Annotated in this window: 19 protein-coding genes; 17 read left to right on the top strand and 2 right to left on the bottom strand. The window is 63.7% G+C overall.

Going from position 1 to position 26,093, the window contains the following annotated elements; genetic code table 11:
• The first annotated feature begins 250 nt into the window (after nucleotides 1–250).
• The 3 genes from ACTQZK_RS02515 (at nucleotide 251) to modD (ending at nucleotide 3,749) form a co-directional block, all read left to right on the top strand.
• Entirely contained in the window at nucleotides 251–862 is a 612-nt protein-coding gene (locus ACTQZK_RS02515; RefSeq protein ID WP_114567798.1) for an RNA polymerase sigma factor, read from the top strand.
• Entirely contained in the window at nucleotides 859–2,475 is a 1,617-nt protein-coding gene (locus ACTQZK_RS02510; RefSeq protein WP_441898312.1) for a DUF4179 domain-containing protein, read from the top strand. Before ACTQZK_RS02515 ends, ACTQZK_RS02510 begins: the two co-directional genes overlap by 4 nt.
• A 431-nt stretch (nucleotides 2,476–2,906) precedes the next feature.
• Nucleotides 2,907–3,749 (top strand): ModD protein, encoded by an 843-nt coding sequence (gene modD, locus ACTQZK_RS02505; protein WP_225748777.1) that lies wholly within the window; start codon nucleotides 2,907–2,909, stop codon nucleotides 3,747–3,749.
• Between the two features lie 43 nt (nucleotides 3,750–3,792).
• On the opposite strand, the gene ACTQZK_RS02500 is transcribed toward modD, so the two are convergent.
• The gene (locus tag ACTQZK_RS02500) at nucleotides 3,793–4,134 is read right to left on the bottom strand and encodes a hypothetical protein (RefSeq protein WP_225748778.1); all 342 of its coding nucleotides are present in this window, start codon (nucleotides 4,132–4,134) and stop codon (nucleotides 3,793–3,795) included.
• 317 nt (nucleotides 4,135–4,451) lie between these two features.
• Here ACTQZK_RS02500 and ACTQZK_RS02495 point away from each other — a divergent pair, with 317 nt between their 5' ends.
• Nucleotides 4,452–6,524 carry an elongation factor G gene (locus tag ACTQZK_RS02495; protein WP_418830522.1) on the top strand — a complete coding sequence of 691 codons (2,073 nt, stop codon included), beginning with the start codon at nucleotides 4,452–4,454 and terminating at the stop codon, nucleotides 6,522–6,524.
• Nucleotides 6,525–6,673: 149 nt separating this feature from the next.
• On the opposite strand, the gene ACTQZK_RS02490 is transcribed toward ACTQZK_RS02495, so the two are convergent.
• Complete coding sequence (locus ACTQZK_RS02490; RefSeq protein ID WP_428420559.1) at nucleotides 6,674–9,628, bottom strand: SpaA isopeptide-forming pilin-related protein; 2,955 nt, start codon at nucleotides 9,626–9,628, stop codon at nucleotides 6,674–6,676.
• A gap of 474 nt (nucleotides 9,629–10,102) precedes the next feature.
• On the opposite strand from ACTQZK_RS02490, the gene glmS reads away from it, so the two are divergent.
• The 13 genes from glmS to ACTQZK_RS02425 all read left to right on the top strand — a co-directional run bounded on the left by glmS (nucleotide 10,103) and on the right by ACTQZK_RS02425 (nucleotide 26,008).
• Nucleotides 10,103–11,932, top strand: a complete 1,830-nt coding sequence (gene glmS / locus ACTQZK_RS02485) for a glutamine--fructose-6-phosphate transaminase (isomerizing) (RefSeq protein WP_216528927.1) — start codon at nucleotides 10,103–10,105, stop codon at nucleotides 11,930–11,932.
• Between the two features lie 13 nt (nucleotides 11,933–11,945).
• Entirely contained in the window at nucleotides 11,946–12,503 is a 558-nt protein-coding gene (acpS, locus tag ACTQZK_RS02480; RefSeq protein ID WP_231088199.1) for a holo-ACP synthase, read from the top strand.
• Nucleotides 12,504–13,087: 584 nt separating this feature from the next.
• Nucleotides 13,088–14,026, top strand: coding sequence for an NAD(P)H-hydrate dehydratase (locus ACTQZK_RS02475; RefSeq protein WP_225748782.1), 939 nt, complete (start codon nucleotides 13,088–13,090; stop codon nucleotides 14,024–14,026).
• Between the two features lie 48 nt (nucleotides 14,027–14,074).
• The gene (locus ACTQZK_RS02470) at nucleotides 14,075–14,602 is read left to right on the top strand and encodes an HdeD family acid-resistance protein (RefSeq protein WP_114567792.1); all 528 of its coding nucleotides are present in this window, start codon (nucleotides 14,075–14,077) and stop codon (nucleotides 14,600–14,602) included.
• 115 nt (nucleotides 14,603–14,717) lie between these two features.
• Entirely contained in the window at nucleotides 14,718–16,877 is a 2,160-nt protein-coding gene (gene ligA / locus ACTQZK_RS02465) for an NAD-dependent DNA ligase LigA (protein ID WP_418831435.1), read from the top strand.
• Between the two features lie 179 nt (nucleotides 16,878–17,056).
• The gene (locus ACTQZK_RS02460) at nucleotides 17,057–18,706 is read left to right on the top strand and encodes an ABC transporter substrate-binding protein (RefSeq protein ID WP_441898308.1); all 1,650 of its coding nucleotides are present in this window, start codon (nucleotides 17,057–17,059) and stop codon (nucleotides 18,704–18,706) included.
• Nucleotides 18,707–18,722: 16 nt separating this feature from the next.
• Entirely contained in the window at nucleotides 18,723–19,715 is a 993-nt protein-coding gene (locus ACTQZK_RS02455) for an ABC transporter permease (protein WP_114567789.1), read from the top strand.
• Nucleotides 19,708–20,592, top strand: a complete 885-nt coding sequence (locus tag ACTQZK_RS02450; protein WP_441898305.1) for an ABC transporter permease — start codon at nucleotides 19,708–19,710, stop codon at nucleotides 20,590–20,592. The genes ACTQZK_RS02455 and ACTQZK_RS02450 overlap by 8 nt, the downstream gene beginning before the upstream one ends.
• Before the next feature lie 17 nt (nucleotides 20,593–20,609).
• Nucleotides 20,610–21,503: an ATP-binding cassette domain-containing protein gene (locus tag ACTQZK_RS02445; RefSeq protein WP_441898303.1), complete on the top strand. Its 894-nt coding sequence runs from the start codon at nucleotides 20,610–20,612 to the stop codon at nucleotides 21,501–21,503.
• Nucleotides 21,504–21,630: 127 nt separating this feature from the next.
• Complete coding sequence (locus tag ACTQZK_RS02440) at nucleotides 21,631–22,236, top strand: ABC transporter ATP-binding protein (protein ID WP_441898301.1); 606 nt, start codon at nucleotides 21,631–21,633, stop codon at nucleotides 22,234–22,236.
• Between the two features lie 257 nt (nucleotides 22,237–22,493).
• Nucleotides 22,494–23,402: a molybdate ABC transporter substrate-binding protein gene (locus tag ACTQZK_RS02435; protein ID WP_441898299.1), complete on the top strand. Its 909-nt coding sequence runs from the start codon at nucleotides 22,494–22,496 to the stop codon at nucleotides 23,400–23,402.
• 120 nt (nucleotides 23,403–23,522) lie between these two features.
• Complete coding sequence (gene modB, locus ACTQZK_RS02430; RefSeq protein WP_441898297.1) at nucleotides 23,523–24,899, top strand: molybdate ABC transporter permease subunit; 1,377 nt, start codon at nucleotides 23,523–23,525, stop codon at nucleotides 24,897–24,899.
• Nucleotides 24,896–26,008: a sulfate/molybdate ABC transporter ATP-binding protein gene (locus tag ACTQZK_RS02425; protein WP_225748789.1), complete on the top strand. Its 1,113-nt coding sequence runs from the start codon at nucleotides 24,896–24,898 to the stop codon at nucleotides 26,006–26,008. The genes modB and ACTQZK_RS02425 overlap by 4 nt, the downstream gene beginning before the upstream one ends.
• Nucleotides 26,009–26,093: the final 85 nt, after the last annotated feature.

Genomic DNA, 26,093 nt, shown 5'->3' with positions numbered 1-26,093 from the left:
AAGGTTCTGATCAGGTATTTCTATTTCTTGCGCTTTAAGGGGTTCCGGCTGCTGGCCGGACGGTTCGGCGCCGAAATCCATAGGGGAGGGCTTTCATGCGAAGGCCCTCCTTTTCATTGCGGGCCGGTTCCGAGCGCGCCGCATTCTTCGCGTATTCGCCCTTTTTCGAGAAACCGGGCAAAAGCGCGTAACGTTTTTGCCGGCCGGGCCGTCTAATGATGAAACGGCCGAAGATGAGGAGGACGCGCTTTTGGAAGATTTGATGCAACGAGCCCGAAAAGGCGACAGCGAGGCGTTCGTCGCGCTGTTCGAGCGAAGCAGGCCTGTGCTATGGCGAGCGGTCTTGGCGGTGCTTGGGAATGAGTGCGATGCGGCCGATGCGCTGCAAGAGGTGGCCGTCAAATCCTGGCAGGCCATCCCTCGATTCGAAGGGCGCAGCAACGTGGAAACCTGGTTCATGCGCATCGCGTTGAGGGTTTCCTTCGATATGCGCGACAAGCGAAGCCGCGAAGCCCCTTACGCTCCCGAGGCGTTTCAGACCGATGCGCCCTCAAGCCGCGACGACCGCGAGAGGGGCGGGGCCGATACGGTTCCTCTTGACGACTTTCGCGTGATCGCCGGGGGAAAGCACCGAGCCGACCGGGACGAAGCGATGGACGTGCGCCGCGCGATCGCCCAGCTTCCCCCTGACGATCGCCTGGTGCTCACGCTGTTCTACCTCGACGATTTTCCCACGCAGCAGATTGCGACCATGTTGAACGTGTCGGTTGGCGCAGTGCGCGCGCGGCTGGCGCGTGCACGCTCTCGATTCAAGGACGCGTACTGCGGAAACGACAACCAGAAAGCGGAGGTGGCCCGATGACGCACCCTATGAACAACGATGATGAACTGCGTCGCCTGCTGGCGCGCGGCATGAACGACCCGATGCCCCCCGAGGCCCGCGCCAAGCTTGAGCGCACGTACGCCTCGCTCGATTCCATCCCCCAGATGCCGGCGGTATCCGGGACGGCTGCGGGTTCGAATGCGTCGGCAAGCGAGGACGAGGCCGTGCATCCGGTTACGGGAAAGCGTCTGACCAGGCGCGGCTTTGTGGTGGCTGCGGCCGCTGTTGCGGCGGCGGCCATGCTGGGCGGCGCGGCGTATGCGGGATCCCGCTTGCTGCAGATGCAGCCGGGCGACGCCTTGTTTTTCCAGGGCGGCAAGAACCTGCCCGTGTACAGCAGCTTGCAGAAGGGGGTTTCCAGCTTGCAGGCCGATGTGGGGCAGACGGCGGAAGTGGAAGGCGTGCGCGTGACGCTGGACTCCGTGTCGTGCGATCGCAGCATCGTGAACCTGTTCTTCACGCTTGAAAAAGACGGCGGCTTCGACTTGTCGGAGTTGTCGAACTACCAGGGTTCTCAGGAAAACGACTGGTCGAAGCTGCAGAACTTGGCTCCACGTTTTGGATACGAGCTGACAAGCAACGGCGAAACTTTGGGCACCGGCTCCGTTAACCAGCTTGACGCGTACATGGAGGACGGCAAGGTGAAGGTCATGCAGCGCATCGTGCCGGAGTCTACGCTGCCCGACCAGGTGGACGTCGTGCTGAAAAGCTGGGCTCCTTGGAGCGCGGATGCCGAAAGCGGTACGGCGAACTTCTCGATGGACGCCGGCTTGGATTTGAGCACGGTCGACCAGCCGCGCGAGCTGGGGTCGCAGGATTTGACGTTCTCCACGAGCGCAGGCGAGAAGACCATGGGCATCAAGCGCTTCACGTCGTCCGAGCTGGGCACGGTGATGGTGGTTCGCAACGACGAGGTGGAAACTACCGAGGAGAGCGGTCGGCCCCTGTACCGCGTGCCGGATAGCGCGCTGGCGCCCGGCATGCTCAAGGTTGCCGATGACCGGGGCAACGTATTGGTGCCGGTAGGAGCGGGCGATGGAGGGGGCATCGATCCGGCGGGGGACTACGTGGTGGAGTACGCGAACCTTTCCCCCGATGCGAAGAGCGTCACGTTCACGCCTATGTTGAACGCGGTGGATTGGGAGTCCCTCTCCGTTGGCGAGCGCAAGGCGCTCGACGACGGGAACTCGCAGCAGATCGACGTTTCGCAGATAGGCGCGAAGTTGCCCACGAGCGAATACGGCGGCTACGAGCTGGCCGGCTGGGACGTGAAGGATAGGACGGTGAGCATCACGCTCAAGCCTTACGGCTGGCAGGCCATGGGCGGCTATATGGAGCTTATTCCCGAAGAAGATGCAACGCCCCTGGTGAGCACGTGGACGAATCCTGAAACCGGCGAGACAGGGCAAGGCTACCACTCGGCCATCGTGTGGAGGAAGCGCGATTACTTGACGGGCGAACTGGTGCAGATGACGTCGTATTATGCGGCGAGCGACGAAGAGCTGCGCGGGTTGACGAGCTACGGCTATCGCAGCGCGTTCGGTGAATACCGCGAGGAGTCGGATGCGGCGCAGACCGTGTCGTTCGCTTAAAGGTTCGCCGGTTGGCAACGCTTGCTTCGAGGTTGCCGAGCGCAGCGCATGGTCGCTGCGCTCGGCGGTTCCGGGCGTAGCCGCGTCGACTCTTGCTTGGCGGCCTGCGCTCAGGAGGTGGGCGCGAATCGACACGTGGCTCCGGTTACGCTCGAAACCGTCACGGGTCTTCATTCGCGCCCGCATTTCGCGTGCCTGCTTTACGCCTCGCATCCATGCTGGTTTGTCGGCAAGCGCGGGCGAGCCCCCGCGGCGCTGCGGAAAGTTCAGCTAGGCGAACGGGCGGAAAAGCACTATTCTGGATTGGTGATAATTCTGCAGCGGTCAAGCCGCCTGCCGTCTGCCGCGCGTCGCTCGTCGTCTGCTGCGCGGGCGTTGTGCGGCTTGGTTTGCGCTGGTGATCGAACATGTCGATGGAGGGAGCCGGTTCTATGCTGAGGATGCCCGATGCGCGAATCGATGGGTTCATTGCCGAGGACGTGCCGTACGTCGATTTGACGTGCGCCGTGCTGGGCATTGGCGACGAGTCGGGGGAGATGGACTACTTCACGCGCGAGGATTGCGTGCTGGCCGGCGTCGGAGTGGTGACGCGCATTATGGCGAAGCTGGGCTGCCAGGTGGTTTCGGCTGCGGCCGACGGGGATCGCGTGGCGGCTGGCGAGACGTTCATGACCGTGCGCGGTCGTTCGGCGGACTTGCACGCGGCATGGAAGGTGTGCCTCAACGTGTTCGACCATCTGTCGGCCGTGGCCACGAAGACGCGCGCCATGGTGGATGCCGCGCATGCGGGAAACCCTCGCTGCGAGGTGCTGACCACGCGCAAGAGCATGCCGGGTGCGAAGGATCTGTTGACCGAGGCCGTCATGGCGGGCGGCGCGTTCCCTCACCGGTTGGGGCTGTCCGAAACGGTGCTCGTGTTCGAGCATCACCTTACGTTCTTCGGCGGATTCGACGCGTTCGTCGAGCAGCTGCCGACCATCAAAGCCCGCTGCATCGAGAAAAAGCTGTTCGTAGAGGCGAATGCCGAGCAAGCGCGCATGTTGGCGCGCGCCGGGGTGGACGGCCTGCAGCTGGACAAGATCCCGACGGACGAGTTGGCCTTGCTGGTTCAAGAGCTGCGTCGGATCGACCCGCGCTGCACACTCGTCGCGGCGGGGGGCGTGAATCCCCGCAACGCCGGCGCGTATGCTGCGACGGGCGTTGATGGGTTGGCTACGACCGCGCCGTTTTCGGCGAAGCCGCTCGATATGAGCGTGCGCATGCGTGCGGTGTGAGAGCGTCCGGTCTCGCCGTCGGGGCGTCCGGTTGCGTGCGGGGCTATTTGCCCAGGATCTTCTTGATGCCCTTCCCGGCGATGACGGCTCCGCCTCCTATGGCGACCAAGCCGGGGCCGGGCAAAACGAGCATGGGGACTCCCAGCAGCATGATCGCGCCGCCGACGACCGTTTGCACCGCGCCTCCTATGGGGTTGGGCTTGCTGGCGGCGGTCCCGTCTGCGCCTATGACCGTTGCCGAAGCGGCAGGGGCTGCGGGCTTCTTCGCCGCCTGCTTTCCGAACGACGGTGCCACGAAGCGATCGTGGCTGGAAGGCGTCTGACCTGCGTTGTCGCGTGCGCTGGCAACGGGGCTGACGTCGATGATGGGTGCGTGCTTGCTCATACGTCCTCGCTTGCGGTCGGCGGGCTGAACCCGCGGTGTGGTTTCCTCGATTATACGGGGCGCGTTTTCGCTCGGCATCCGATATTGCTTCTCTTCGCGGCATTGTCATCGTTCGGTAACGAATTCTTTGCGACTTCTTCAAAGGTCTGCGGTCATTATCTGCTCGCGACCGGCGCTTGCATGCGATACACTGATGGCAGCGGTTTTCGCGCATCGAGCGCGAGAGTGAAGTAGGCATGTAAGGCTCGACTGTGGTTCGCGCCTGGGAATTCATGGCGAAGGCGCAGGATCACGCAACACGAAAGTTGGTGGTCAACATGGCAGCTCCTGCTACCGAACACGTGCGCAACATTGTGCTGGTGGGCCAAGACGGCGCCGGCAAGACGTCGCTCGCCGAAGCGATGCTGCACGTCAGCGGTCGTACGCCCCGCATGGGCACGACGCACGACGGGAAATCCTACCTCGATTACGACGATGAGGAGATCCGGCGCAAATTCACCATCGGCACGTCCATCGCTCCCGTTCCGTACAAGGATTACAAGATCAACCTGCTGGACACTTCGGGGCACCCGGATTTCATCGGCGATACGCTGGCTACCATGCAAGCCGCTGAGATGGCCTTGTTCGTGGTGGATGCCGTGGCGGGACCGCAGGTCATGACCACCAAACTGTGGCGCGAGGCCGAGGACATGCGTCTTTCCCGCGCCGTGTTCATCAATCATATCGATCGCGAGAACGCCGACTTCGACACCGCTATGGCACTTCTGCATGCGCGCTTCGGGTCGCGTTTGGGCCCGGTGACCATCCCCATTGGCGTCGATGCGGACTTCAAGGGCGTCATCGATGTCATTCGCATGAAGGCGCGCTATTTCGACGAGGGCAGCGACGCGGAGCGCGTCGAGGACATTCCCGCCGATTACGCCGATGCGGCCCAGGCGGCGCGCGACAAGCTGTGCGACCTGGTGGCAGAGGCTGACGACGAGCTGATGATGAAGTACCTGGACGGCGAAGAGCAGCTTACGCAGGCGGAGCTGGAGCAGCTGCTGGACAAGGCTATCGCGCAAGAGCTGTTCATTCCCGTGTTCGTGGGGTCCACCATCATCAAGCAGGGCATACAGGGCGTCATGGAAGACATCGCCACCTACTTCCCCCATCCGCGCCATCATGGCCGCTTCCGCTTGGCCAACGGCGAGGAAACGTTCGTGGACGAGACGGGCGAGCCTGCCGGATTCGTGTTCAAGACGGTATCGGATCCGTTCGTCGGTCGCTTGAGCTTCTTCAAGGTCATATCCGGCGTGCTTGAGCCGGGCATGGAGCTGGTGAACGCCCGCACGGGGAAGAAGGATCGGCTGGGTCACCTGTACGTCATGATGGGCAAGGAAGCCACGGACGTGAAGAGCGCGAAGGCGGGCGACATCATCGTGGTCCCGAAGCTGACGGACACGCGCGCCGGAGACACGCTGTCGAAGTCGGGCTCCGTGGCTATCGATCCCTTGCCGCTTCCCATTCCGCAGTATCCGGTTGCCATCGAGGCCGTCAACAAGAAGGACGAGGACAAGCTGGGCACGTTCCTGACGCGCGCCGTTGAGAACGACCCCACGCTGCGCGTGAGCCGCAACGAGGAGACGCATCAGACCGTCGTGACCGCTATGGGCGATGCCCAGGTGGACACGTTGCTGGCCCGACTCAAGGAGCAGACGGGCGTCGAGGCGAAGCTGGTGCCCGTCCGCATTCCGTATCGCGAGACCATCTGCAAGGTTGCCGAAGCGCAGGGCCGTCACAAGAAGCAAACGGGCGGTGCCGGTCAGTTCGGCGATTGCTGGCTGCGCTTGGAGCCGAATCCCGGCGGCGGCTACGAGTTCTCGGACGAGATCGTGGGCGGCAAGATTCCGCGCGGGTTCATCCCGGCGGTCGACAAGGGCGTGCAAGACGCGATGACCGAGGGCTTCTTAGCCGGGTATCCTATGGTCGATGTCAAGTGCGCTGTGTTCGACGGCTCCTACCATGCGGTCGACTCCAATGAAATGGCTTTCAAGACCGCAGCGCGCATAGGCTTCCGCGCGGCATGCGAGAAAGCCTCTCCCATTCTGCTCGAGCCGATGGCCACGCTTGACGTGACCGTGACGGAGGAGTACGCCGGCCCCGTCATGGGCGATATCTCCACGCGCCGCGGGCGCATCGTGGGCACCGACTCCAACGATGCGGGAGAGACGGTCATCATGGTGCGCGTGCCGTACGCCGAGGTGGTTACGTACACGAAGGATCTGCGCTCGATCACGCGCGGATCGGGGTCGTACTCCATCGAGCTGGAAGGATACGAGCCCGCGCCCGCCGAAGTGACGAAGAAGCTGGTCGAAGCGTATCAGGAAGCAAGGGCCGCAGGGAACTAGCATCGTTTGCGAGGTGCGTTTGCAAGGTTTGAGGCGCGCCCCCCGTTCGTTCGGGCGGCGCGCTTTTTCATGTGTTGAACCCGCGCTGCGCCAAGGTTTGCTCGACGTTGGGCTTGGCAGCTTCCGGGGCGCGTGCGGCGGCTGCGGGATCAGGCGCATCGGGTTCCCGCTCGGACGGAAGGTCCTGCAGCTTTTTTGAACGATGCGACTGCCAGGAAGGCCGCGGCGGCTATGATGCCCGTGATCGAGAGCGCTGCGGATTGCGCACCGTCTCCGGTTTCGGCGATAGCGGGTTCGGGCTGATCGTCAGGCAGGGGACTGTCGGCAAGGTCTAAGCGCGCTTCCACCAGGGGCGTCTCTTGATCTTGGTACGCAAGCTCCACGGGGTGCTTGGCCTCGTCAATCTGGTAGCCCTTCGGGGCTCGGATTTCGACCGCTTCGTAGCGGCCGAGCGGCAAGGGCGCGGTGGTTGCCGCTCCCGAATCGTCGGTGAGCAGCGTGGCCGCTACGTCTTCGGCTCGCAAAAGCACCGACCCGTCGGCGGCGACGATGTCGTGCGCTGCGCGAATCTCGTACAGCGCTTCGGCAAGCGGCTCTTTGCTGACGGCATCGGTTTTCGCGATGGTTATGCAGCCTTGGGCCGACTGGTTCGGGAACTGGACTTCTGCATGGACGCACGGCTGCGACGGGTCGCCGTAGGCAAGCTCGACCCGCAGGGGCTCGGTTGCGCGGACGTAGCCTTGCGGCGCCTGCGTTTCGATGATCTCGTACGCGCTCAGATGAAGCCCTGTTGCGCATGCCGAACCACTGTCGTCCGAGATCAGCGTTGCAACCGTTTCTCCTTGGGATACACGCGTGGTTCCGTCGGCGCTGACCACGTCTTGAGCGGCGCGCACTTCCCAGCTGATGCCGGGTCGGGCTAGGGGCAGCCCTGTTGCGGCATCGGTCTTGCGAAGGGTCAGGCAAGCCGTTTGGGGCTTGTTCTCGATCGCGACGACCAGGGGGTCTTTCGGATCGTGCCCGTTTCCGGCAGCGAGAGAGAACGGCACGGGATTTGCGTCCAGCACGTAGCCGTACGGCGGTGTGATTTCCTGCACCCAGTACGTTTCTCCGCCGTTGAGCTTTCCGGGCAGCAGGCAGCTGCCCGATTCGTCGGTGGCGAACTCGGTTTCGGCCTTCGCGTCGCCATCGCTATCGGCATTGAAGGGCACTGCATTGCCGAAGCGGTCCAGGATTCGAAACACGGTGCGTCCGGCTATCGTTCGGCCCGTATCCGCATCGCGTTTCACCACCTTCAGAAACGTCCCGGTATCGTTTTCGACCGTGTAGGAGTAGGTGCGCCCGTGATCCGCCACGGTGACGGGGAACGCGGGGGCGGCCTGGTATCCGGCGGGTGTGGTGGCAGGGTCTTCCTGCACAAGGTACGTGCCGAAGGGCAGCGCCCCCGCCTGTTCGGGGTCTTTCGCGTGCGCGGTGGCGGCGAGGCCTTGGTCGTCGGTGACGATGCGCGCTGCAACTTGCCCGCTTGCCTTGTGCACGATATCGAACGCCACGCCTTTGAGCGGGCGCTTCTCGGCCTTGTCTCCTGTGGTTCCTTCGCCGGCGCCTACCTTGAGGATGGCGATGTCTCCGCGAATTACCCGATCGGGTACTTCGGCGGCGTGAAACAGCGCGTCGAGCGGCTTGTCGCCCGATGCCGTGATCGGGCAGGCGAAGGCCGGCGATTCGGAAAGCAGGTACCCTTGCGGTGCCGAGACCTCGCGAACCACGAGGGTTCCCAGCGGCAGCCCCGATCCGGCGCCGTTCGACGGAAGCAAAGCGGGGTCGATACGCGCAACGCCTTGCTCGTCGGCGACGGCCGTGAGGGTGAGCGTGGGCGAGAGCCCCGATGCGGCGGCTTCTTCCGGCGTTGCGAACACGCCGGCAAAATGCTCAACTTGGAAAACCGCTCCGGCAAGGGTCGCATCGCCCTGTGCCTGCGAGGTCCCCGATTCCGCATCGATCTTTAGTGCGACGGGCTCGACAAGGGCAAGCTGCGGTTCGTCGACGACCCTTGCAAGGGGAGCCTTGCCGTCGAGGCAGCTTTTCACGCTTAGCGCAACGGGATAGCTTTGCGCATTCAGGGCGTAGCCTTTCGGTGCCGAAACCTCTTTGATCCAATATGATCCGGGCCATAGGGTTGCTTCGCTTTGCCCGAAACCGTTTGCGTCCGTTACGATGGTCTGCACCTGGTTGGTGCAAGCGGGGTCATCGTATACGCCGTACACGGCGCCGGAAAGGGCGTAGCAGGGGTTTTCGTTCGTTACCGCGGGTGCTGACGACGTCTTTTGCAGGCCGATGGATCCGGTCAAAGGAGGCTCCCAGCTGTTTGCGTAAGAGGTTTTGCCCCCTTCGACAACGATGGTCTGATCCGATTCGTCCAGGGCGTAGCCGGGCGATGCCGCGGTTTCCACCAGCCGGTATCGACCGAGGGGAACGTCGGCTGCCGTCGCTTTTCCCTTGGCATCGGTGGTCAGGGAGGCGCATGCCGAGCCGTCGGCGGCAACTAATTGGTACCGGGCTCCTTCGACGGACGCCTCGGGCACCGCGTTTTCGTACGCCGGGTTTCCGTGCTTTTGAAGTTCGACCGATCCGTGCAGGTAGATAGTGAATTCTCCGACGTTCTGCGCGCCTAGGGGCGAGTAGTGGTTCGGGTACATGCCCGCGTCCGAGCAGTCGATGGCGATCGCATAGCCGCCGTTGCCAAGGCGCGTTCCCGTGAACGGGTAGTGCCCCGGAAGCGGGGTTCCGTACATCGGGCCCGACGTGCAGTGCCCCGTGGCTTCGATTCCGTATTGCGGGAAGCGCACGACGAACGTGTTGCCTCCCATCGGCCCGTCGATTTCGGGGTTCGTGCATTCGACGTAGCAGGTGCCGTTGATGGTCGAGGGCGCGGCGTGCGCCGGTTGCGGCGCGCAGCAGGGAAGGCTTACGATCAGGGCTATGCCTAGTGCTGCGAGAAACCAAATGAGCGCTCCTCGGTCGGATGCTTCGGAGCGAAAGGGCTTCAGCTGTTCGAAGCCCTTTCCGCTTTCCGCACGGTTGTTTGCGCGACGCCGATCCATGGCCGTTCCCTTTCTCGCCGATGGCGGCACCAGCGCGATGCCGTGGCTCCATCATAGCGAGGCGTTCTAGCAGGTTCATGACGTGCGTCTAGCGAAAAACCACGCGGTTGTGCGCTGCCTCCAGCGCGCATGCAGTACGGTTCTTGCGCGGGGCCTGCGCGTATCTAGCGCGTTTCCGCCCCGATCCTTCCGCCGTTCTAGCAGAATTCTAGCGCGGATCAAGCGCGCGCTTCTCATCAGGTGAAACGACCTTGCAAAGCGGCCGGACGGAACGCGCGAAGCGGCGGTGGAGACGTGTCGCGCGCTTCGGGAAAGATGCGTTTATTGAGCAAATTCGCAACAACGCCGGACGCTCGCAGCTTTGGGCCGACCCCTTGAATTACAATAGCGCACGTCAAAAACGTCTTCGAGCCGCGCTCGAATCCCGATCGCGCGGCGTTTTCCGAATGACCCGCGTGCGTTAGGAGCATCGTCATGTGCGGAATCGTTGGATATACGGGGCGTCGTCCCGTTCAGGACATTCTCATCGAGGGGCTTTCGCGGCTCGAGTACCGCGGCTACGATTCGGCCGGCGTGGCCATCGAGCAAGACGGCAAGCTCGAAGTCGTTCATCGCAAGGGCAAGGTAAGCAGTTTGGCCCACACGCTCGGGCATTTCGATTTCACCGGCACCTGCGGTATCGGGCACACGCGTTGGGCTACGCACGGACGTCCGAGCGAAGCGAACGCGCATCCGCACACGTCGTGCAATGGTCGCATCGCGGTGGTGCACAACGGTATTATCGAGAACTTCGCCGAGTTGCGCGAAGAGCTGGAGGGGTTGGGCCACGTTTTCACCAGTCAGACCGATACCGAGGTCATTCCGCATTTAGTGGAGGAGGCGTATCGCGAAAGCCACGACCTCATGCAGGCCGTGCGCGAGGCTGCAGAGCGCCTGATCGGCGCGTACGCTATCGCGGTGGTCAGCTCCGACGAGCCGGGAACGCTCGTGGTGTCGCGCAAAGACTCGCCGCTGGTGGTGGGGCTTGCCGGCGACGGCGCGTACGTGGCCAGCGACATCATCGCCGTGATCGACGCGACGCGCGACGTGGCGGTGCTTTCGGACGGCGACATCGCCAAGCTGACGCCGGAATCCTCCGAGTTCTTCAACGTTCGCGGCGAGCGATTCCAGCCTGAGATCACGCATGTGGACTGGGACGTCGACGTGGCGGAAAAGGGCGGCTATCCCGACTTCATGCTCAAGGAAATCCACGAGCAGCCGCGCGTCATCCGCGACACGTTGGCGGGCCGCCTGGTCAACGGCGCGCTGGCTATCGACGAGCTTGATCTGTCCGTTGAAGAACTCAACTTGATCGACCGCGTGTACGTCATTGCGTGCGGCACGTCGTACCATGCCGGGCTGATCGCGAAGAACCTGATCGAGGGCTGGGCGCGCATCCCGACGGAGGTCGAGGTTGCCAGCGAGTTCCGCTATCGCAACCCCATCATCACGCCGACTACGCTGGTGGTTGCCGTGTCGCAGTCGGGCGAGACGGCCGACACGCTGGCCGCCATTCGCGACGCCCGCGTGAAGGGCGCGCGTGTGTTCGGCATTACCAACGTGGTGGGTTCGCCCGTTGCCCGCGAAAGCGACGGCGTGATCTACACGAAGGCGAACAAGGAGATCGCGGTGGCGTCCACGAAGTCCTTCTTGGGGCAGGTGGTGTCGCTGACGCTTCTGGCAATGCTGTTGGCCCAGGTGAAGGGCAAGCTCAAGATGAACCAAGTGCGTCTTCTGTTCCGCGAGCTAGCCGACACCGCCGATCAGGTCGAGCGCATCTTGGCCGACACGTCCGCTATCGACGAGGCGGCGCGCGCGTGCAAGGACGCGGCCAGCGCGCTGTTCGTGGGACGCGGCATGGGCGCCGCCATCAGCTACGAAGGCGCGCTCAAGCTCAAGGAGATCAGCTACCTGCACGCCGAGGCGTATCCGGCGGGCGAGATGAAACACGGCCCCATCGCGCTTCTCGACGAGGGCTTTCCCGTTATTGCCGTAGCTACGAAAAGCCCGGTCTACGACAAGCTGATCTCCAACTTGCAGGAAAGCAAGGCGCGCGGGGCCATGGTGGTGGCCATCGCCACCGAGGGCGACCAGGAGATCAAGCAACACGCCGATCATGTCATCTACATCCCGAAGGTGCGCGATGCGTTTTCCGCCATCACCGCCAGCGTGCCGCTGCAGCTGTTCGCGCGCGCCATCGCCGTCGAGCGAGGATGCGATGTGGACCAGCCGCGCAACTTGGCGAAGAGCGTGACCGTTGAATAGGGAAGGGGAGTTCGTGGAGCAGGGAAAACGCGTGGATTCGTCCGATGCCGCCGGCATGTTCGATGCCGTGGAGGGCGCGGTCGGTTTGGGCATGGACATTGTGGAGATCGCTCGAATGCGGACGATCCTGCAGCGCACTCCCAGCTTCCGTACGCGCGTGTTCTCTGAGGACGAGCGCGCCTATTGCGACGCGACGGCTGCGCCCGAGGTGCATTACGCCACGCGCTTCGCGGCCAAGGAGGCCGTGGTGAAGGCGCTTGGCACGGGGTTCTCCCAGGGCATCGGCGTGCGCGACATCGAGGTGCGGCGCAACGCGAAGGGCCGTCCCTACGTGGTGCTGTCGGGTCGTGCGAAGGAGGTGGCGCGCGAGCAGGGCGTTCGCGAGCTTCCGTTGTCGCTGTCCTACACGCATACCGACGCGGTAGCTTGCGCGATGGCCATCACCGAGGATTCCGTGCGCGCGCAAGAGGAGCGCGTGAACCCCATGGAAGAGCTGGCGAAGCAGTTCAAGGAAGCGCGCAGCATGCTCGACGAGCTGGACGCGCCGAAGAAGGCCGACCCCGCCTCGTAGACGGGCTGCTTGGGGTGCGGATGCGGGCGTGGGCGCGGTCGCATGCGGCTTGACCGGGCGCTTCTGGCCTTGCTTGAAGATGTGCGGCAACCGGGTTCGCGCGCGGCGGCCGACGTTGGGCGCCGCGCGCGCCGTCGGACTCGATTTCGCGTCCAGCGAGCGCTGCCGAGGTCGATCTTGGGTCCAGCGAGCGTCGCTGGGATCGATCTGCGCCCAACGAGCGCTGCGGGGATCGATCTGCGCACGAAAAACCGCCCTCGCTGGCAGGTTTTTGCGTTTAGAAGTCGTTGAGTCGGGCCTCGCTTTCGTTGGCGTTCGCCGCGTTTCTCATTTTCCCTGGTCATAGCGTTGGGCTGCTGTGCTGCGTCTTCGCGGGCGTTCGTCCGGTCGGATCAAACGACCTCAAACCGTCAAAACCTGCCAGCGAAGGCGGTTTTTCGTGCGCGGGGGTGCGGCTCGCGCTTGTGCGCGCGGGCATGGAGCGCCACTTGTGCGCAGAGGCGTCGCTCGCGCTTGCACGTGCGGGACGTCGTTTCCGCTTGGAGTATACTGGCGGCATGAAACGTCTTGGAAAGGCGGTCGCTATGGACGATGTGCGTACCTATACCCCGGAAGAGCTGGCCGCGCTGCTCCCGTTGCCGGCCGATGACGCGAACAAGTACTCGCGCGGCAAGCTGGTGGCCGTGGTGGGAAGCGCGCGCTATCCCGGTGCGGCATGTTTGGCGTCGTGCGCGTCCGAGCGCATGGGCGCCGGTTACACCGAAACGTTCACCGACGAGTCGGCTGCGAACCTGGTGCGCGCCGCTAGCTACTCGCTTGTCGTGCGCTCGCGCGCGGCGTTGCAGTCGGGAGCCTTGGCGTCGTCTCGTCCGGGGAAGCCGTGCGCGTACGCAGTGGGCAGCGGGTTCGATGTGCAGGACACGGAATCGACGCGCTTGGTTCACCTGTTGCTCAAGCACGCGGAGGCGCCCGTGCTGGTGGACGGCGGCGGGCTTGACGCGCTTTCGTCTGCGAAGGGTCGCCGGCTGCTCAAGCGGCGCTTCGTTCGGGGGCTTCCCACCGTGGTCACGCCGCATGCGGGAGAGGCCGCGCGCTTGGCCGCGCCGCTCGACCTGCCCGCGGACGATCCGTGCGCGCTGGCGCGCTTGATCGCGCTTTCGTACGGCGTGATCGCCTTGGTGAAAGGCCCGATCACCTATATTTCAGACGGCGATCGGGTGGCGTGCATGCGCGAAGGCACGCCTGCTTTGGCGAAAGCGGGAACGGGCGATGTGCTGGCAGGCATGGCGGGCGCGCTTCTGGCGCAGGGGTTGGACGCGTTCGACGCAAGCGTGCTGGCCGCGTCGCTGCATGCCCGCGCCGCCCGGATTGCCGAGGCACGTTTGACGTCGGTGTGCGTTGTTGCGCAGGACGTTGTCGCGGCCATTCCGCAGGCTGTCGCGTCGCTCGCCGAATCAGGCGCGCAACAGTGCGAAAACGGTCTTCTGACAGCGACTCCGCTGCATGCGAGTGCGCTACAATGAATCGAGCGATGCCGTTGGGGCGTCGGAACGCTTGTGAAGGAGCCATCCATGGATACGACGAAAAAGCATGATTGGGGCCTGGTTGTCGCAGGTATCATGCTCATAGCATGTGCGTTCTTTTTCCTGCTTGCACCGGGTTTGACGCTTGTGACCATCACGGCCATCGCGGGTGCGGCGTTTCTCGTGTCCGGCGTGTTCGACATCATCAGCTACATCAGGTTCCATAAGGCCATGAACTTGTCGGGGTGGGTGATTGCCTATGCCGTGCTGGACATCTTGATCGGTTTGATGTTCTTGCTGCATCCGCTGGCCTTCGCCTCGGTCATCCCGTGGATCATGGGCGCGTTTTTCCTGGCATTCGGCGTGTTCGAGGTTGTCGGCGCGTTCAAGATCCGCAAAAGCGGCGTTCCCCTGTGGGGCTGGATGGCGTTCTCCGGCCTGGTGAGCGTGCTGTGCGGCTTGACGTTTTTCTTCTCGCCGGCTTCGTTCAGCGTGTTCTTGTCCGTGTTCGTCCTGATGCGCGGCGTGTCGATGATCTTCTACGGATGGAATGCTGGCAAGGCTATGATGGCATAAGGTTGCCGGCGTTCGCTGCGGGCGCGCATGGTAGAATCTCATATCGATACCAACGAAGGCCCCGAACTCATCGGGGCCTTCTTCCCGAATAGCGGCGAAGGCGGGAGAAGCGACCATGGCAGACGAACAGCAAACCCTGCTCGACGAGCGTGCGCTCGCGGAAGCGACCAGCGATCCGGCGGCGCGCGTGGAGGCGCTGCGGCGCGAAATCGAGCATCATACTTATTTATACTACGCCAACGATGCGCCCGAGATATCCGATGCGGCGTTCGACTCGCTCATGCGCGAACTGCGCGAGCTGGAGGCGGCGCATCCTGACTTGATCGACCCCGCAAGCCCCACGCAGCGCGTGGGCGGCTACGTGGGCGACCAGTTCGCTCCCGTGCGCCATGCGCGCAGGATGTACTCGCTCGACAACGCCATGGACTTGGAAGAGTTGGACGCGTGGCTCGACCGCGTGGTCGAGGCGTTCGGCCGCATGGTGCCGGTGTGCTGCGAGCTCAAGATCGACGGATCGTCCATAGCCCTTACGTACGAAGGCGCGCGTCTGGTGCGCGCGGCGACGCGCGGCGACGGCACGACGGGCGAGGACGTGACCGCCAACATGCGCACGGTCAAGGACGTGCCGCTGCGCTTGCGCGAGCAGGGCATGGCGGGCTTGGTCGATCCGGACGGCTCCGTCGAGCTGCGCGGAGAGGTGTACATGCCGAAGTCGAGTTTCCAGTCCCTGAACGCGGCGGCCGAGGCTAACGGCAAGCAGGCGTTCGCCAATCCCCGCAACGCCGCTGCCGGCAGCTTGCGCCAAAAAGACCCCTCCATCACGGCTCATCGCGATCTGTCGACGTTCGTCTACGCGGTTGCCGACGAGCGCGGACTGCACGCCGCAGGGCAATGGGAGCTGCTGCAGTGGCTGCGCGAAGCCGGCTTCCACGTCAATCCCGACGTCGAGCTGTGCCAGACGGCTCAGGCGGTGCATGCGTTCTGCGAACGCGCGCTCGAACGGCGCGAGGAGCTGCCGTACGAGATCGACGGCGTGGTGGTCAAGGTGAACTCCTTCTCGCAGCAGGAATCGATGGGCTACACGGCGCGCGCGCCGCGGTGGGCTATCGCGTTCAAGTTCCCGCCCGAGGAAAAGACCACGCTTTTGCGTGACATCACCGTGCAGGTGGGGCGTACCGGCAAGCTTACGCCGGTGGCCGAGCTGGACCCGGTGGTCGTGGCCGGATCGACCGTTGCCCGAGCCACGCTCCATAACGAAGACGAGGTTCAGCGCAAGGACGTGCGCGTGGGCGATACCGTTATCATCCGCAAGGCGGGCGACGTCATTCCCGAGGTTCTAGGTCCCGTGCTGTCCCTCCGCCCGACCGACGCTGCGCCGTGGTGCATGCCGACCTCGTGCCCGAGTTGCGCAAGCCCTGTCATTCGCGAAGAGGGCGAGGTGGATTTCCGCTGCATTTCCATCGATTGCCCGGCGCAGGCTTTGGAGCGCCTGCTCCATTGGGCGAGCCGCGGGGCTATGGACATCGACGGCATGGGCGAGGAGATCGTGTCGCGCCTGGTGGAGAGCGGGCGCTTGACCGACGTTGCCGATTACTACACGCTGGACGAGGTGGAGCTTTCGCTTTTGGACATGGGTCGCGTCAATAAAGACGGCGATCCCATTCGGCTGGGATCGACCGTGGCGAAGAAGCTGGTGGCCGCTATCGACGAAAGTCGGACGCGCCCCTTCGCGCGCGCGTTGTTCGGCTTGGGCATCCGCCACGTGGGCAAGACCATCGCCGAGCTGCTGGCTGCTGCGTATCCGAGCGCCGATGCGCTTATGAAGGCCACCGAAGAGGACCTGGCCGCCATCGACGGCGTGGGCCCGAAGATCGCGCGGAGCGCGTACCTGTTTTTGCGCACGCCCGACAACGTGGCCGTGATCGAGCGTTTGCGCAAGCATGGCGTGGCGCTGAAGGACGAAGCCGCTGCTGCTGGCGATCAGCTGCCCCAAACGCTTGCGGGCTTGACGTTCGTGCTGACGGGGTCGCTTGTGGAAAGCGGGATGACGCGCGACGAGGCGGGCGGCGCTCTGAAAGCGCGCGGCGCCAAGGTGTCGAGCAGCGTGTCGAAGAAGACCAGCTTCGTGGTGGCTGGCGAGGCGGCTGGCAGCAAGTACGACAAGGCGGTTTCCCTGGGCGTTCCCATCTTGGACGAAGCGGCGCTGCTGCGCATTCTGGAAACGGGGGAGGCGCCCGCCGCTGCGATCGGCGCAACCGACGCGATCGACGCGTAGGGTCCTGCGGGTCGCCTTGCCGTTCGCGGCGGGAAGCGCGCGCCTACCGAGGAAGTTACGATATGAAAGTCCGTAACACCCGGTACCCGTTTTGCATGCTATAGTGTGTTACGCAAATAGAAACCGTAACACTACAAGTGTGCGGGAAGCTACGCGCTTTGTTCGCATGGGAGGTTTTCATGAACGGTATTACCCGAAGGGATTTCGCGAAGGCATCGGCGGCTGGCGTTGCCGCGCTTTCGCTGGGCGGCCTGCTTGCTTCGTGTGCATCCGACAACAACGCGGCGTCCAAGCCCGAAGCCGGCGCCGACGGCGCAACGGCTCCGAAGAACCAGGTGGTGGTGTCCATGACCACGGGATCGGAGCCGGCGGCGGGATTCGATCCGCTGGTGTCCTGGGGCTGCGGCGAGCATGTGCACGAGCCGCTGATCCAATCCACGCTCATCACCACGAACGCCGATCTGGAGTTCGTGAACGACGTAGCCACGTCGTACGAATGCGCTCAGGATGGCATGACGTGGACGTTCAAGATTCGCGACGACATCAAATTCACCGACGGCACGCCGCTCAAGGCGTCCGATGTCGCCTTCACCATCAACGGCATCTTGAACTCCGATGCGTCGGAATGCGACTTGTCCATGGTGAAGGCCGCCGAAGCGCCCGATGACACCACCGTGGTGATCAACATGGCCAAGCCGTTCAATGCGCTGCTGTACACGCTGGCGGTGGTCGGCATTGTGCCCGAGCACGCGTACGGTAAAGAGTACGGAGCCAACCCTATTGGCAGCGGCCGCTACATGCTGGAGCAGTGGGACAAGGGCCAGCAGGTCATTCTCAAGGCGAACCCCGACTACTACGGGGAGGCTCCGCGCATGGAGCGCGTGGTGGCGGTGTTCATGGAAGAGGATGCGTCGCTTGCCGCTGCCAAGTCCGGCCAGGTGGACGTGGCGTACACCTCTGCGACGTTCGCGGCGAACCAGCCGAGCGGCTACGATTTGCTGAACTGCAAGTCCGTCGATTCCCGTGGCATCTCGCTTCCCGTAACGGCTCCGGGCGGCACGAAGAAGGACGAGAAGGGCGAGTACGCCGTGGGCAACGCGGTCACGAGCGATCTGGCCGTGCGTCGGGCCATCAACTACGGCGTCGACCGCGACAAGATGATCGATGCCGTGCTCGGAGGCTTCGGCACGGTGGCGTACAGCGTCGGCGACGGCATGCCGTGGTCGTCGCCCGATATGAAGTGCGCGACCGATCGGGACAAGGCCAAGAAGTTGCTCGACGATGCCGGCTGGGCCGCCGGTTCTGACGGCATACGCGCGAAGGACGGTACGCGCGCGGCGTTCGATCTGTACTACTCGGCCAGCGACACGGTGCGCCAGGCGATCGCGTCAGAGTTTGCCAACCAGATGAAGGAGCTGGGCATCGAGGTGTCTGTCAAGGGCGTGAGCTGGGACGATTTGTACCCGCATCAGTTCAGCGACCCCGTGGTGTGGGGATGGGGCACGAACGCACCCACCGAGATCTACAACCTGTTCTATTCCAAGGGCACGGGGAACTACGCCTGCTACCAGAGCGCTACGATCGACCGTTATCTGGATGAAGCGCTTGCTCAGCCGCGCGTCGAAGACTCCTACGAATTCTGGAAGAAAGCCCAATGGGACGGCAGCGAAGGCTTCGCGCCGCAGGGCGAGGCTCCGTGGGTGTGGTTCGCCAACATCGACCACTTGTATTTCGCGAAGGACAACCTCAAAGTGGCCGAGCAGAAGCCGCATCCGCACGGTCATGGATGGTCGCTCGTGAACAACGTCGACCAGTGGGCGTGGATGTAGCGTATAGTATTCGTTCATGCCCCGGTTCATCTTTCGGAACATAGCGAAGTTCGTCTTGCTCATGATTGCGGTGAGCCTGGTAACGTTCGTCCTGGTAAGCGTATCGCCGGTTGATCCGGTGCAGGCGAACGTGGGCCAGGCCGCCTATATCAACATGAGCGAGGCGAAGCGTGCGCAGTTGGCGGAGTACTGGGGCGTGAACACGCCTTTGTGGGAGCGGTACGCGAACTGGGCGTCCGACTTCCTGCGCGGCGATATGGGCACGTCCCTGCGCTACAACGCGCCGGTGGCCGACGTCATCGGCACGCGCGCGCTGAATTCGCTCGCGCTCATGGCAACTGCTTGGGCGGTCAGCGGGGTGCTGGGGTTCGCCTTGGGCATTTTGGCGGGCGTGAACCGCGGCAAGCTGGTCGACCGGGTGGTGAAGGGGTACTGCTTTTTGCTGGCGTCCGTGCCGACGTTCTGGCTCGGCCTGGTGTTTCTTATCGTGTTTTCCGTGTGGCTGGGGTGGTTCCCGTTCGGCTTCTCGGTTCCCATCGGCGTGTCTGCGGCGGACGTGACCTTTGCCGACGCGCTTCATCATCTGGCGCTTCCCGCTCTCACGCTGTCGGTGGTGGGCGTGGCCAACATCGCGCTGCACACGCGCGAGAAGACCATCGACGTTTTGGAAAGCGACTACGTGCGCTTCGCCCGAGCGCGCGGCCTTTCCACGTGGGGCGCCGTTCGCCGGCATGGCTTGCGCAACCTGGCGCTTCCCGCCCTGACCTTGCAGTTCGCGTCGATTTCCGAGATATTCGGCGGGTCGGTGCTGGTGGAGCAGGTGTTCTCTTATCCGGGGCTGGGCCAGGCGGCTGTGACGGCCGGCCTGGGCGGCGACGTGGCCCTGCTGGCCGGGATCGCGCTTTTCTCGGCGGCGTTCGTGTTCGGCGGCAATCTGATTGCCAACGTCTTGTACGGCGTGGTCGATCCGCGCATGCGGCGTTCGGAGAAAAGGGGGTCCCGTGTCTGATCTGGCTCGCATGGCCGGTGAAGCGCCAGCGCCCGTGCTCTATCGGCCTCGCAAGACGCGCGTGGGCAATCGGAGGCTGACGCTGGCGGCGTTCGCGGTGGCCGTGGCTGCGCTTGCGGCCATCGTGGCGGCGGGCCTTGCGGTGACCGGCTCCGCCATGGACACCGATTTCGCGCTCAAGAACCTTGCGCCTAGCTGGGAGCATCCGTTCGGCACCGATTGGATGGGCCGCGACATGCTGCTGCGCACGTTGGCGGGCCTGTCGACCAGCGTGCTCGTGGGCTTGCTGGCCGCGGGCGTCTCGTCGGTGATCGCGCTGGTTCTGGGCGCGGCCGCCGCGCTGGGCGGCAAGAAGGTGGACGCTGTCGTTACCTGGCTTATCGACCTGATGATGGGCGTGCCGCACATCGTGCTGCTCATCTTGATATCGTTTGCGCTCGGCAAGGGCTTTTGGGGCGTGACCATCGGCGTCGCGATCACGCACTGGCCGAGTTTGGCTCGCGTCGTGCGCGCGGAGATCCTGCAATGCAAGGAATCGACGTTCGTGGCCGCAGCGCGCAAGCTGGGGCAAAGCCCTGCGCGCATCGCCGTGAAGCACATGCTTCCCTACGTGCTGCCGCAGTTCTTGGTGGGGCTTATCCTTTTGTTTCCCCATGCCATCCTGCATGAGGCGGCCATTACGTTTCTCGGATTCGGACTGCCGCCCGAGCAGCCTGCCATCGGCGTGATCCTCAGCGAATCGATGGGCTACCTTTCGGCCGGCATGTGGTGGCTGGCGGTGTTTCCGGGCTTGGCGCTGATCGCGACCGTGCTGCTGTTCGACGTGGCGGGCTCGAACCTGCGCAAGCTGGTCGACCCGCACAGTTCGCAGGAATAGGGGGGCGACGAGCGACTATGGAGCACGAGCTGACGCAGCATGCCGATGCGCAGATCCACCATCATCACGCGCATGCGGAAGCGTCCCGGCACGATCACGGGCATCACCTGCTGCAAGTGGAAGACCTGAGCATCGGGTTTCGGATGTACGAAGAGGACGTTTCGTTCTTTCGAGCGAAGCAGCGCGAGGTCGAGGTCATTCGAAGCCTGAGCATTTCGGTGCACGTGGGGGAGATCGTGGCCGTGGTGGGCGCGTCGGGGTCGGGCAAGACGCTCTTGGCCGATGCGGTGTTGGGGCTGTTCGAGCCGAACGCCACCGTGCGCGGTCGCATTTGGTTCGACGGCCAGCTGCAAAGCGCGTCCGCGCTCGCGCATGTGCGCGGGCGCGGGATTTCCCTGGTTCCCCAAAGCGTGAATTACCTGGATCCGCTTATGAAGGTGGGCAAGCAGGTGGAAGGGTTTGCCCGGACGGGCGCAGCGCGGCCCGAGCGCCGCCGCAGGCGCGAAGAGCTGTTCGAGCGGTACGGCCTTTCCGCGGAGGTTGCGAACCTGTATCCCTTCGAGCTGTCCGGGGGCATGGCGCGCCGCGTGCTTCTGTGCTGCGCGCTCATGGACGATCCGCGCGTCATCATCGCCGACGAACCGACGCCTGGTCTTGATTTGGACCTAGCCGTTCGCGCGCTCGACGATTTCCGCGCTTTCGCCGATGCGGGCGGCGGCGTCATGCTCATCACGCACGACATCGAGCTGGCTTTGCGCGTGGCCGACCGCGTGGCGGTGTTTCGCGACGGGACGGTGGTGGAGGAGACGGCGGTTGCGAACTTCGCTTCGCCCGACTTGCTGCAGCACGAGTTCAGCCGTGCGCTTTGGCGCGCGCTGCCGGAACACGGTTTTGAAGAGGGTGAGGTTTGATGCTGGCGATTCGCTCGAATGCGGACCGGAGCCGGTGCCGATACGGGAAGGCCGAGGACGCGGCGGGGCTTCGCTCCGTCATTTGCACGACGGCATGCGCGACGCTTGCGATGGACGGAGGCGCGCCATGCTAGAGGCCTGCGGCATTTCCTATGCGTATCCCGGGACCGCCCGATTGCTGTACGAGGGGTTCGACTTGGCGGTTGCGCCTGATGAGCGCGTAGCCTTGTCGGCTCCTTCCGGATTCGGGAAGACGACGCTGTGCCGGTTGCTGGCCGGGTTCGAGCAACCGCAGGCTGGCCGGATCTTGGTGGACGGCAACCCGTTGCCCGATCGCGGGGCCAGCCCCGTGCAGATGATCTGGCAGCACCCGGAAACGGCTGTGGACCCGCGCATGCGCATGCGGAAAACACTTGAAGAAGCGGGTCCCGTATCCGAAGATCTCCTTGACGACCTGGGCATCCAGCGTCGTTGGCTTTCCCGGTTTCCTCATGAGCTTTCGGGCGGGGAGCTGCAGCGGTTCTGCATTGCCCGTGCGTTGGCGGTGCGTCCGCGTTACCTGATCGCCGACGAGGTGTCCACTATGCTCGATGCCGTGACGCAGGCTCAGATCTGGCGCTTTTTGGTGAACGAGACGAAGCGCCGGGGGATAGGCCTGGTGTTCGTATCCCATTCGCCGGCGCTTACCGACCGCATTGCTACGCGCGTGGTGGATTTGACCGGGCGAAGTTGATGGGTCGGGCAAAGCTCTGTCGGCCGAAAGTCCGGGGGCTTGGCCGCTATGCAGCCTGGTGACCTGCTTGGTTTTCCTATCGTTTCCTCTGATCTTTTTAGAGAACATTTCCAATTGACTATATCTTCTTTTAAGAATAATATAAGGAACAGTCTCGGGTCTGCGACTGATTCCGTACGGTAGCTGCGGCTGCCGCTTGCTTGGCAGGCGCGGTGGATCCGGGGGATAGTCAAGAGAAGGCGCGAGAAAGGGATTTCATGAAGAAGCATACCCGCATCATGCTTGCAGCGGCGTGCGCGTTCGCCATGGTGGGCGGATTCGCCCTCTTCGGCTGTTCGTCCGAGCCGAAGGCCGAAGAGCCTCAGAACGCGGAAAACCAGTCCAACGCAGAATCGCACGAGGCCGTTGAGCTGCAGATATTTGCGGCGAACTCGCTGTCGAAGGCCATGGAAGAGGTTCAGGCCCTGTACAAGCAGGACCACGGCTGGGTTTCTTTCGCCGACACTCAGTACGAGGCTTCCGGTACGCTGAACGAAATGCTGGGAGCCGGTTCGTATGCCGACGTGTTGATTACGGCGTCGAAGGCCACCATGGATACGGCCGTGAATTCCAACTACGTTGACGCGGCGACCCGTTTCGACATGTTCACTAACGAGTTGGTGCTGGTTACGGGCGAGAACAATGCCGCCGTCTCCGACATCAAGCTGGAAGATCTTTCGGCCGGGACCTACACGCTGGCCGTAGGCGACGCCAACGTTCCGGCGGGCAACTATGCCAAGCAGGCGCTGTCCACCACCGAACCGCCTTGCTGGATCAGCGCCGATGGCGCCGTCGGCAAGGAATCTTCCGGCAAGGAGGGCACCTTCGAGGGCACGCCGCTTGCAGGCAAGGTCACCGAGGGGTCCTCGGTGGGCAACGTGTGCTCGTACGCCAATTCCGGCGACGTGGATCTGGCTATGGTGTACAGCTCGGACGTATACCGCTTCGGCGGCGTGAAGATCGTGGGCACGGTTCCTGCGGATACGCACAAGAAGATCCTGTACCCTGCGGCGATCTGCGCCGATTCCAAGAATCCTGCAGCTGCTCAGGAGTTCTTGGACTGGGCCTTCACCAACGAGGGCGCCATCAAGATATGGCAGGAATGGGGCTTCGAGCTGGCAGCCTAGCGGACTCGCCAAGCTGGGGGCGCATGCAACTTTACAAGAAGGATGGGAGGGCCGGGTCTTCCCATCCTTCTTCTTTGTGGTACGATCGCGAAATCCGTGCGACGTGAAAGTGGGATCAAGATGGGAAAACGCATAGGCGCCTTCTTGCTGGCGGCGGCTTTGGCCTTCGGCGTTGCAGGCCCTTCCGTCGCGTTTTGCGACGAGCCTGCGGATGGCGGTTCGTCGGTCGAAACGTCGTCGGATACTGGAGGCGTGGTCGTTTCGGCTGAAGGCGAGTCCGCTCTGATCGAGGGCGCGACGTTCGCCGTCGACCAGTTTTCCCGCGCTCAGAAGGGCTCGAACCGCGAATTGGACGGACGCTACCTGGGCTACAGCTACTATCAGGGAAGCTCTGCGGATTACGCGGTCGCCGTAGCCTCCGAGGAATACGTCGTGGTGTACGTCCCGCCGTCTGCGCACGGGCTGTGCGACGTTGCCGACCCTGCGTCCCAAAGTCAGCTGCGGGAGTACTTTCTTGCGCTTGACAAGGCCGCCCTCAACGGCGGCGTTGTGATGAGCGCCGACGTTCCCTGGCATTTCACGGACAAGCCCAGCTTCACGGTGGGCGGCATCGTGTACAGCTTCGCCGTCGAGGTCGGCACGGGAAAGTACTACGTCACGGCTATCGGCGAGGACGGTTCCGACGTGGTGTCGACGGCGGTGGACGGGCTGGTTCGCCCGACGCACGTCGACTTTCTCAAGATCGTCGAACCCGGTGCCGTCGACATAGCTCCGCCCGCAACGGGCGTGGCGTCGCTCGTCGAGTTTCTGCGCGGCATAGACCTGTCGCCGCTGTGGGTCACGCTCAAGACCACCGGCACGGCTATCGTGTTCATCTTCGTGCTGGGGCTTGCCGCAGCGTACTTCAGCCTGCGCATCCCGAAGCGCGCGCAGGACATCGCCGACGCCGTGTTCACCATTCCCATGGTGCTGCCGCCTACGGTGTGCGGCTTTCTCCTGCTGCTGGCGCTTGGAAAGAACACGGCGCTGGGACAGTGGTTCATCGACATAGGGTTCCCGCTTATCTTCAGCTGGCCGGCAACGGTCATCGCGGCGGTCGTGGTGGCGTTTCCCCTGATGTACCGCAGCGCTCGCGGTGCCTTCGAAAGCCTTGATCGAAACATGCTGGATGCCGCGCGCACGCTCGGCTGGTCCAATCGCAAGATATTCTTCAAGCTCATGATGCCGCTTTCATGGTCGTCCATCGCGGCGGGGACGGTGCTCTCGTTCGCCCGCGCTTTGGGCGAGTTCGGCGCCACGTTGTTCTTGGCCGGCAATTACGTTGGCGTTACGCGCACGGTGCCCATCGCCATCTACTTCGAGTGGATGAGCGGCAACGTGGACGTGGCGCTGTTCTGGACGTGCGTCATTTTGGTATTCAGCTTCGTGGTCATCCTGTTCATCAACTTGTGGGGACGGCGCACGACGAAGTATCGGCGAGGAGTTGATGCGCTATGAGCCTTGAGGTTGCTATCAAGAAGAAGTTCTCGTCGTTTCAGCTGGACGTGGCGTTCGAGGCGGGCGACGAGACGTTGGGCTTTCTGGGGGCGTCGGGATGCGGGAAGAGCCTGACCATGCGCTGCATTGCGGGCATCGAAACTCCTGATGAGGGACGTATCGTGGTGAACGGGCAAGTGTTCTTCGATTCCGAGCGCAACATCAATTTGAAGCCTCAGGCGCGCAAAACGGCCCTGCTGTTCCAGAACTACATGCTGTTTCCCAATCTGACCGTGGCGGGCAACGTGGGCGCGGGCATCGGGCGGGACGTGCCGAAGGCCGATCGGGCGGCGCGCGTTGCCTCGGAGCTCAAGCGCTTCGGGCTGGAAGGGTTCGAGACCCGCTATCCTGCGCAGTTGTCCGGCGGCCAGCAGCAGCGCGTGGCGTTGGCCCGCATGCTGGCCGCGCGACCGGGCATTCTCATGCTGGACGAGCCGTTTTCCGCCTTGGACGCGCACCTGAAGAGCGTGCTCGAGCAGAACCTGGTCAGCCTGTTCGACGCGTTCCACGGAACCGTGCTGTACGTGAGCCACGACATCGACGAGGCGCTGCGCTTCTGCGACCGCATCGCTGTGGTGGAGTCGGGGTGCATCGTGGAGATGGGGACGGGCGACGACCTGGTCAATCGTCCGCAATCGACGGCGGGCATCAAGCTTTCCGGCTGCAAGAACGCCACGCCGGCGGAGCGCGCGGGTTCGCATCGGGTATGGCTGCCCAAGTGGGGCATCGAGGTCGATACGCAAGACGAGGTGCCGCAAAACGTGGAGACGCTTGGCGTGCGCGCGTTCTTCCTCGAGCGGGCGGAGGGGCCGGGTCCCAATGCGTACCGGGTGCGGGTCGACCGGGTGAGCGATTCGCGCTTCGAGCGAACGGCGCTGCTGGGATTTCTCGATCGAGACGATCGGGCCGTGCCTACGGTGAAGCGTACCGACGATGAGATGAAGTACCTGCACCAGCACCTGTTCTGGCGCGTGGACAAACTGACCGTTGCCGCGGACAAGCTGCCGCGCGAAGGCGACGAGCTCTGGATGCGCATTCCGTCCGACAGGGTGTACCTGGTGGAGAAGTAGGACGACGGAGCCTCCCGAAGCGGGAGGTTTCGTTTTCTCGGACGCGCGATCGGTTGCGATCGGCCGCGATTGGTTGCGATCGGGC

This window comes from Paraeggerthella sp. LCP19S3_G8 (assembly GCF_052119225.1).
GTDB lineage: Bacteria > Actinomycetota > Coriobacteriia > Coriobacteriales > Eggerthellaceae > Paraeggerthella > Paraeggerthella hominis.
Note: the sequence above shows the minus strand (reverse complement) of the source record. Positions and strands in the feature narration are given on the sequence as shown.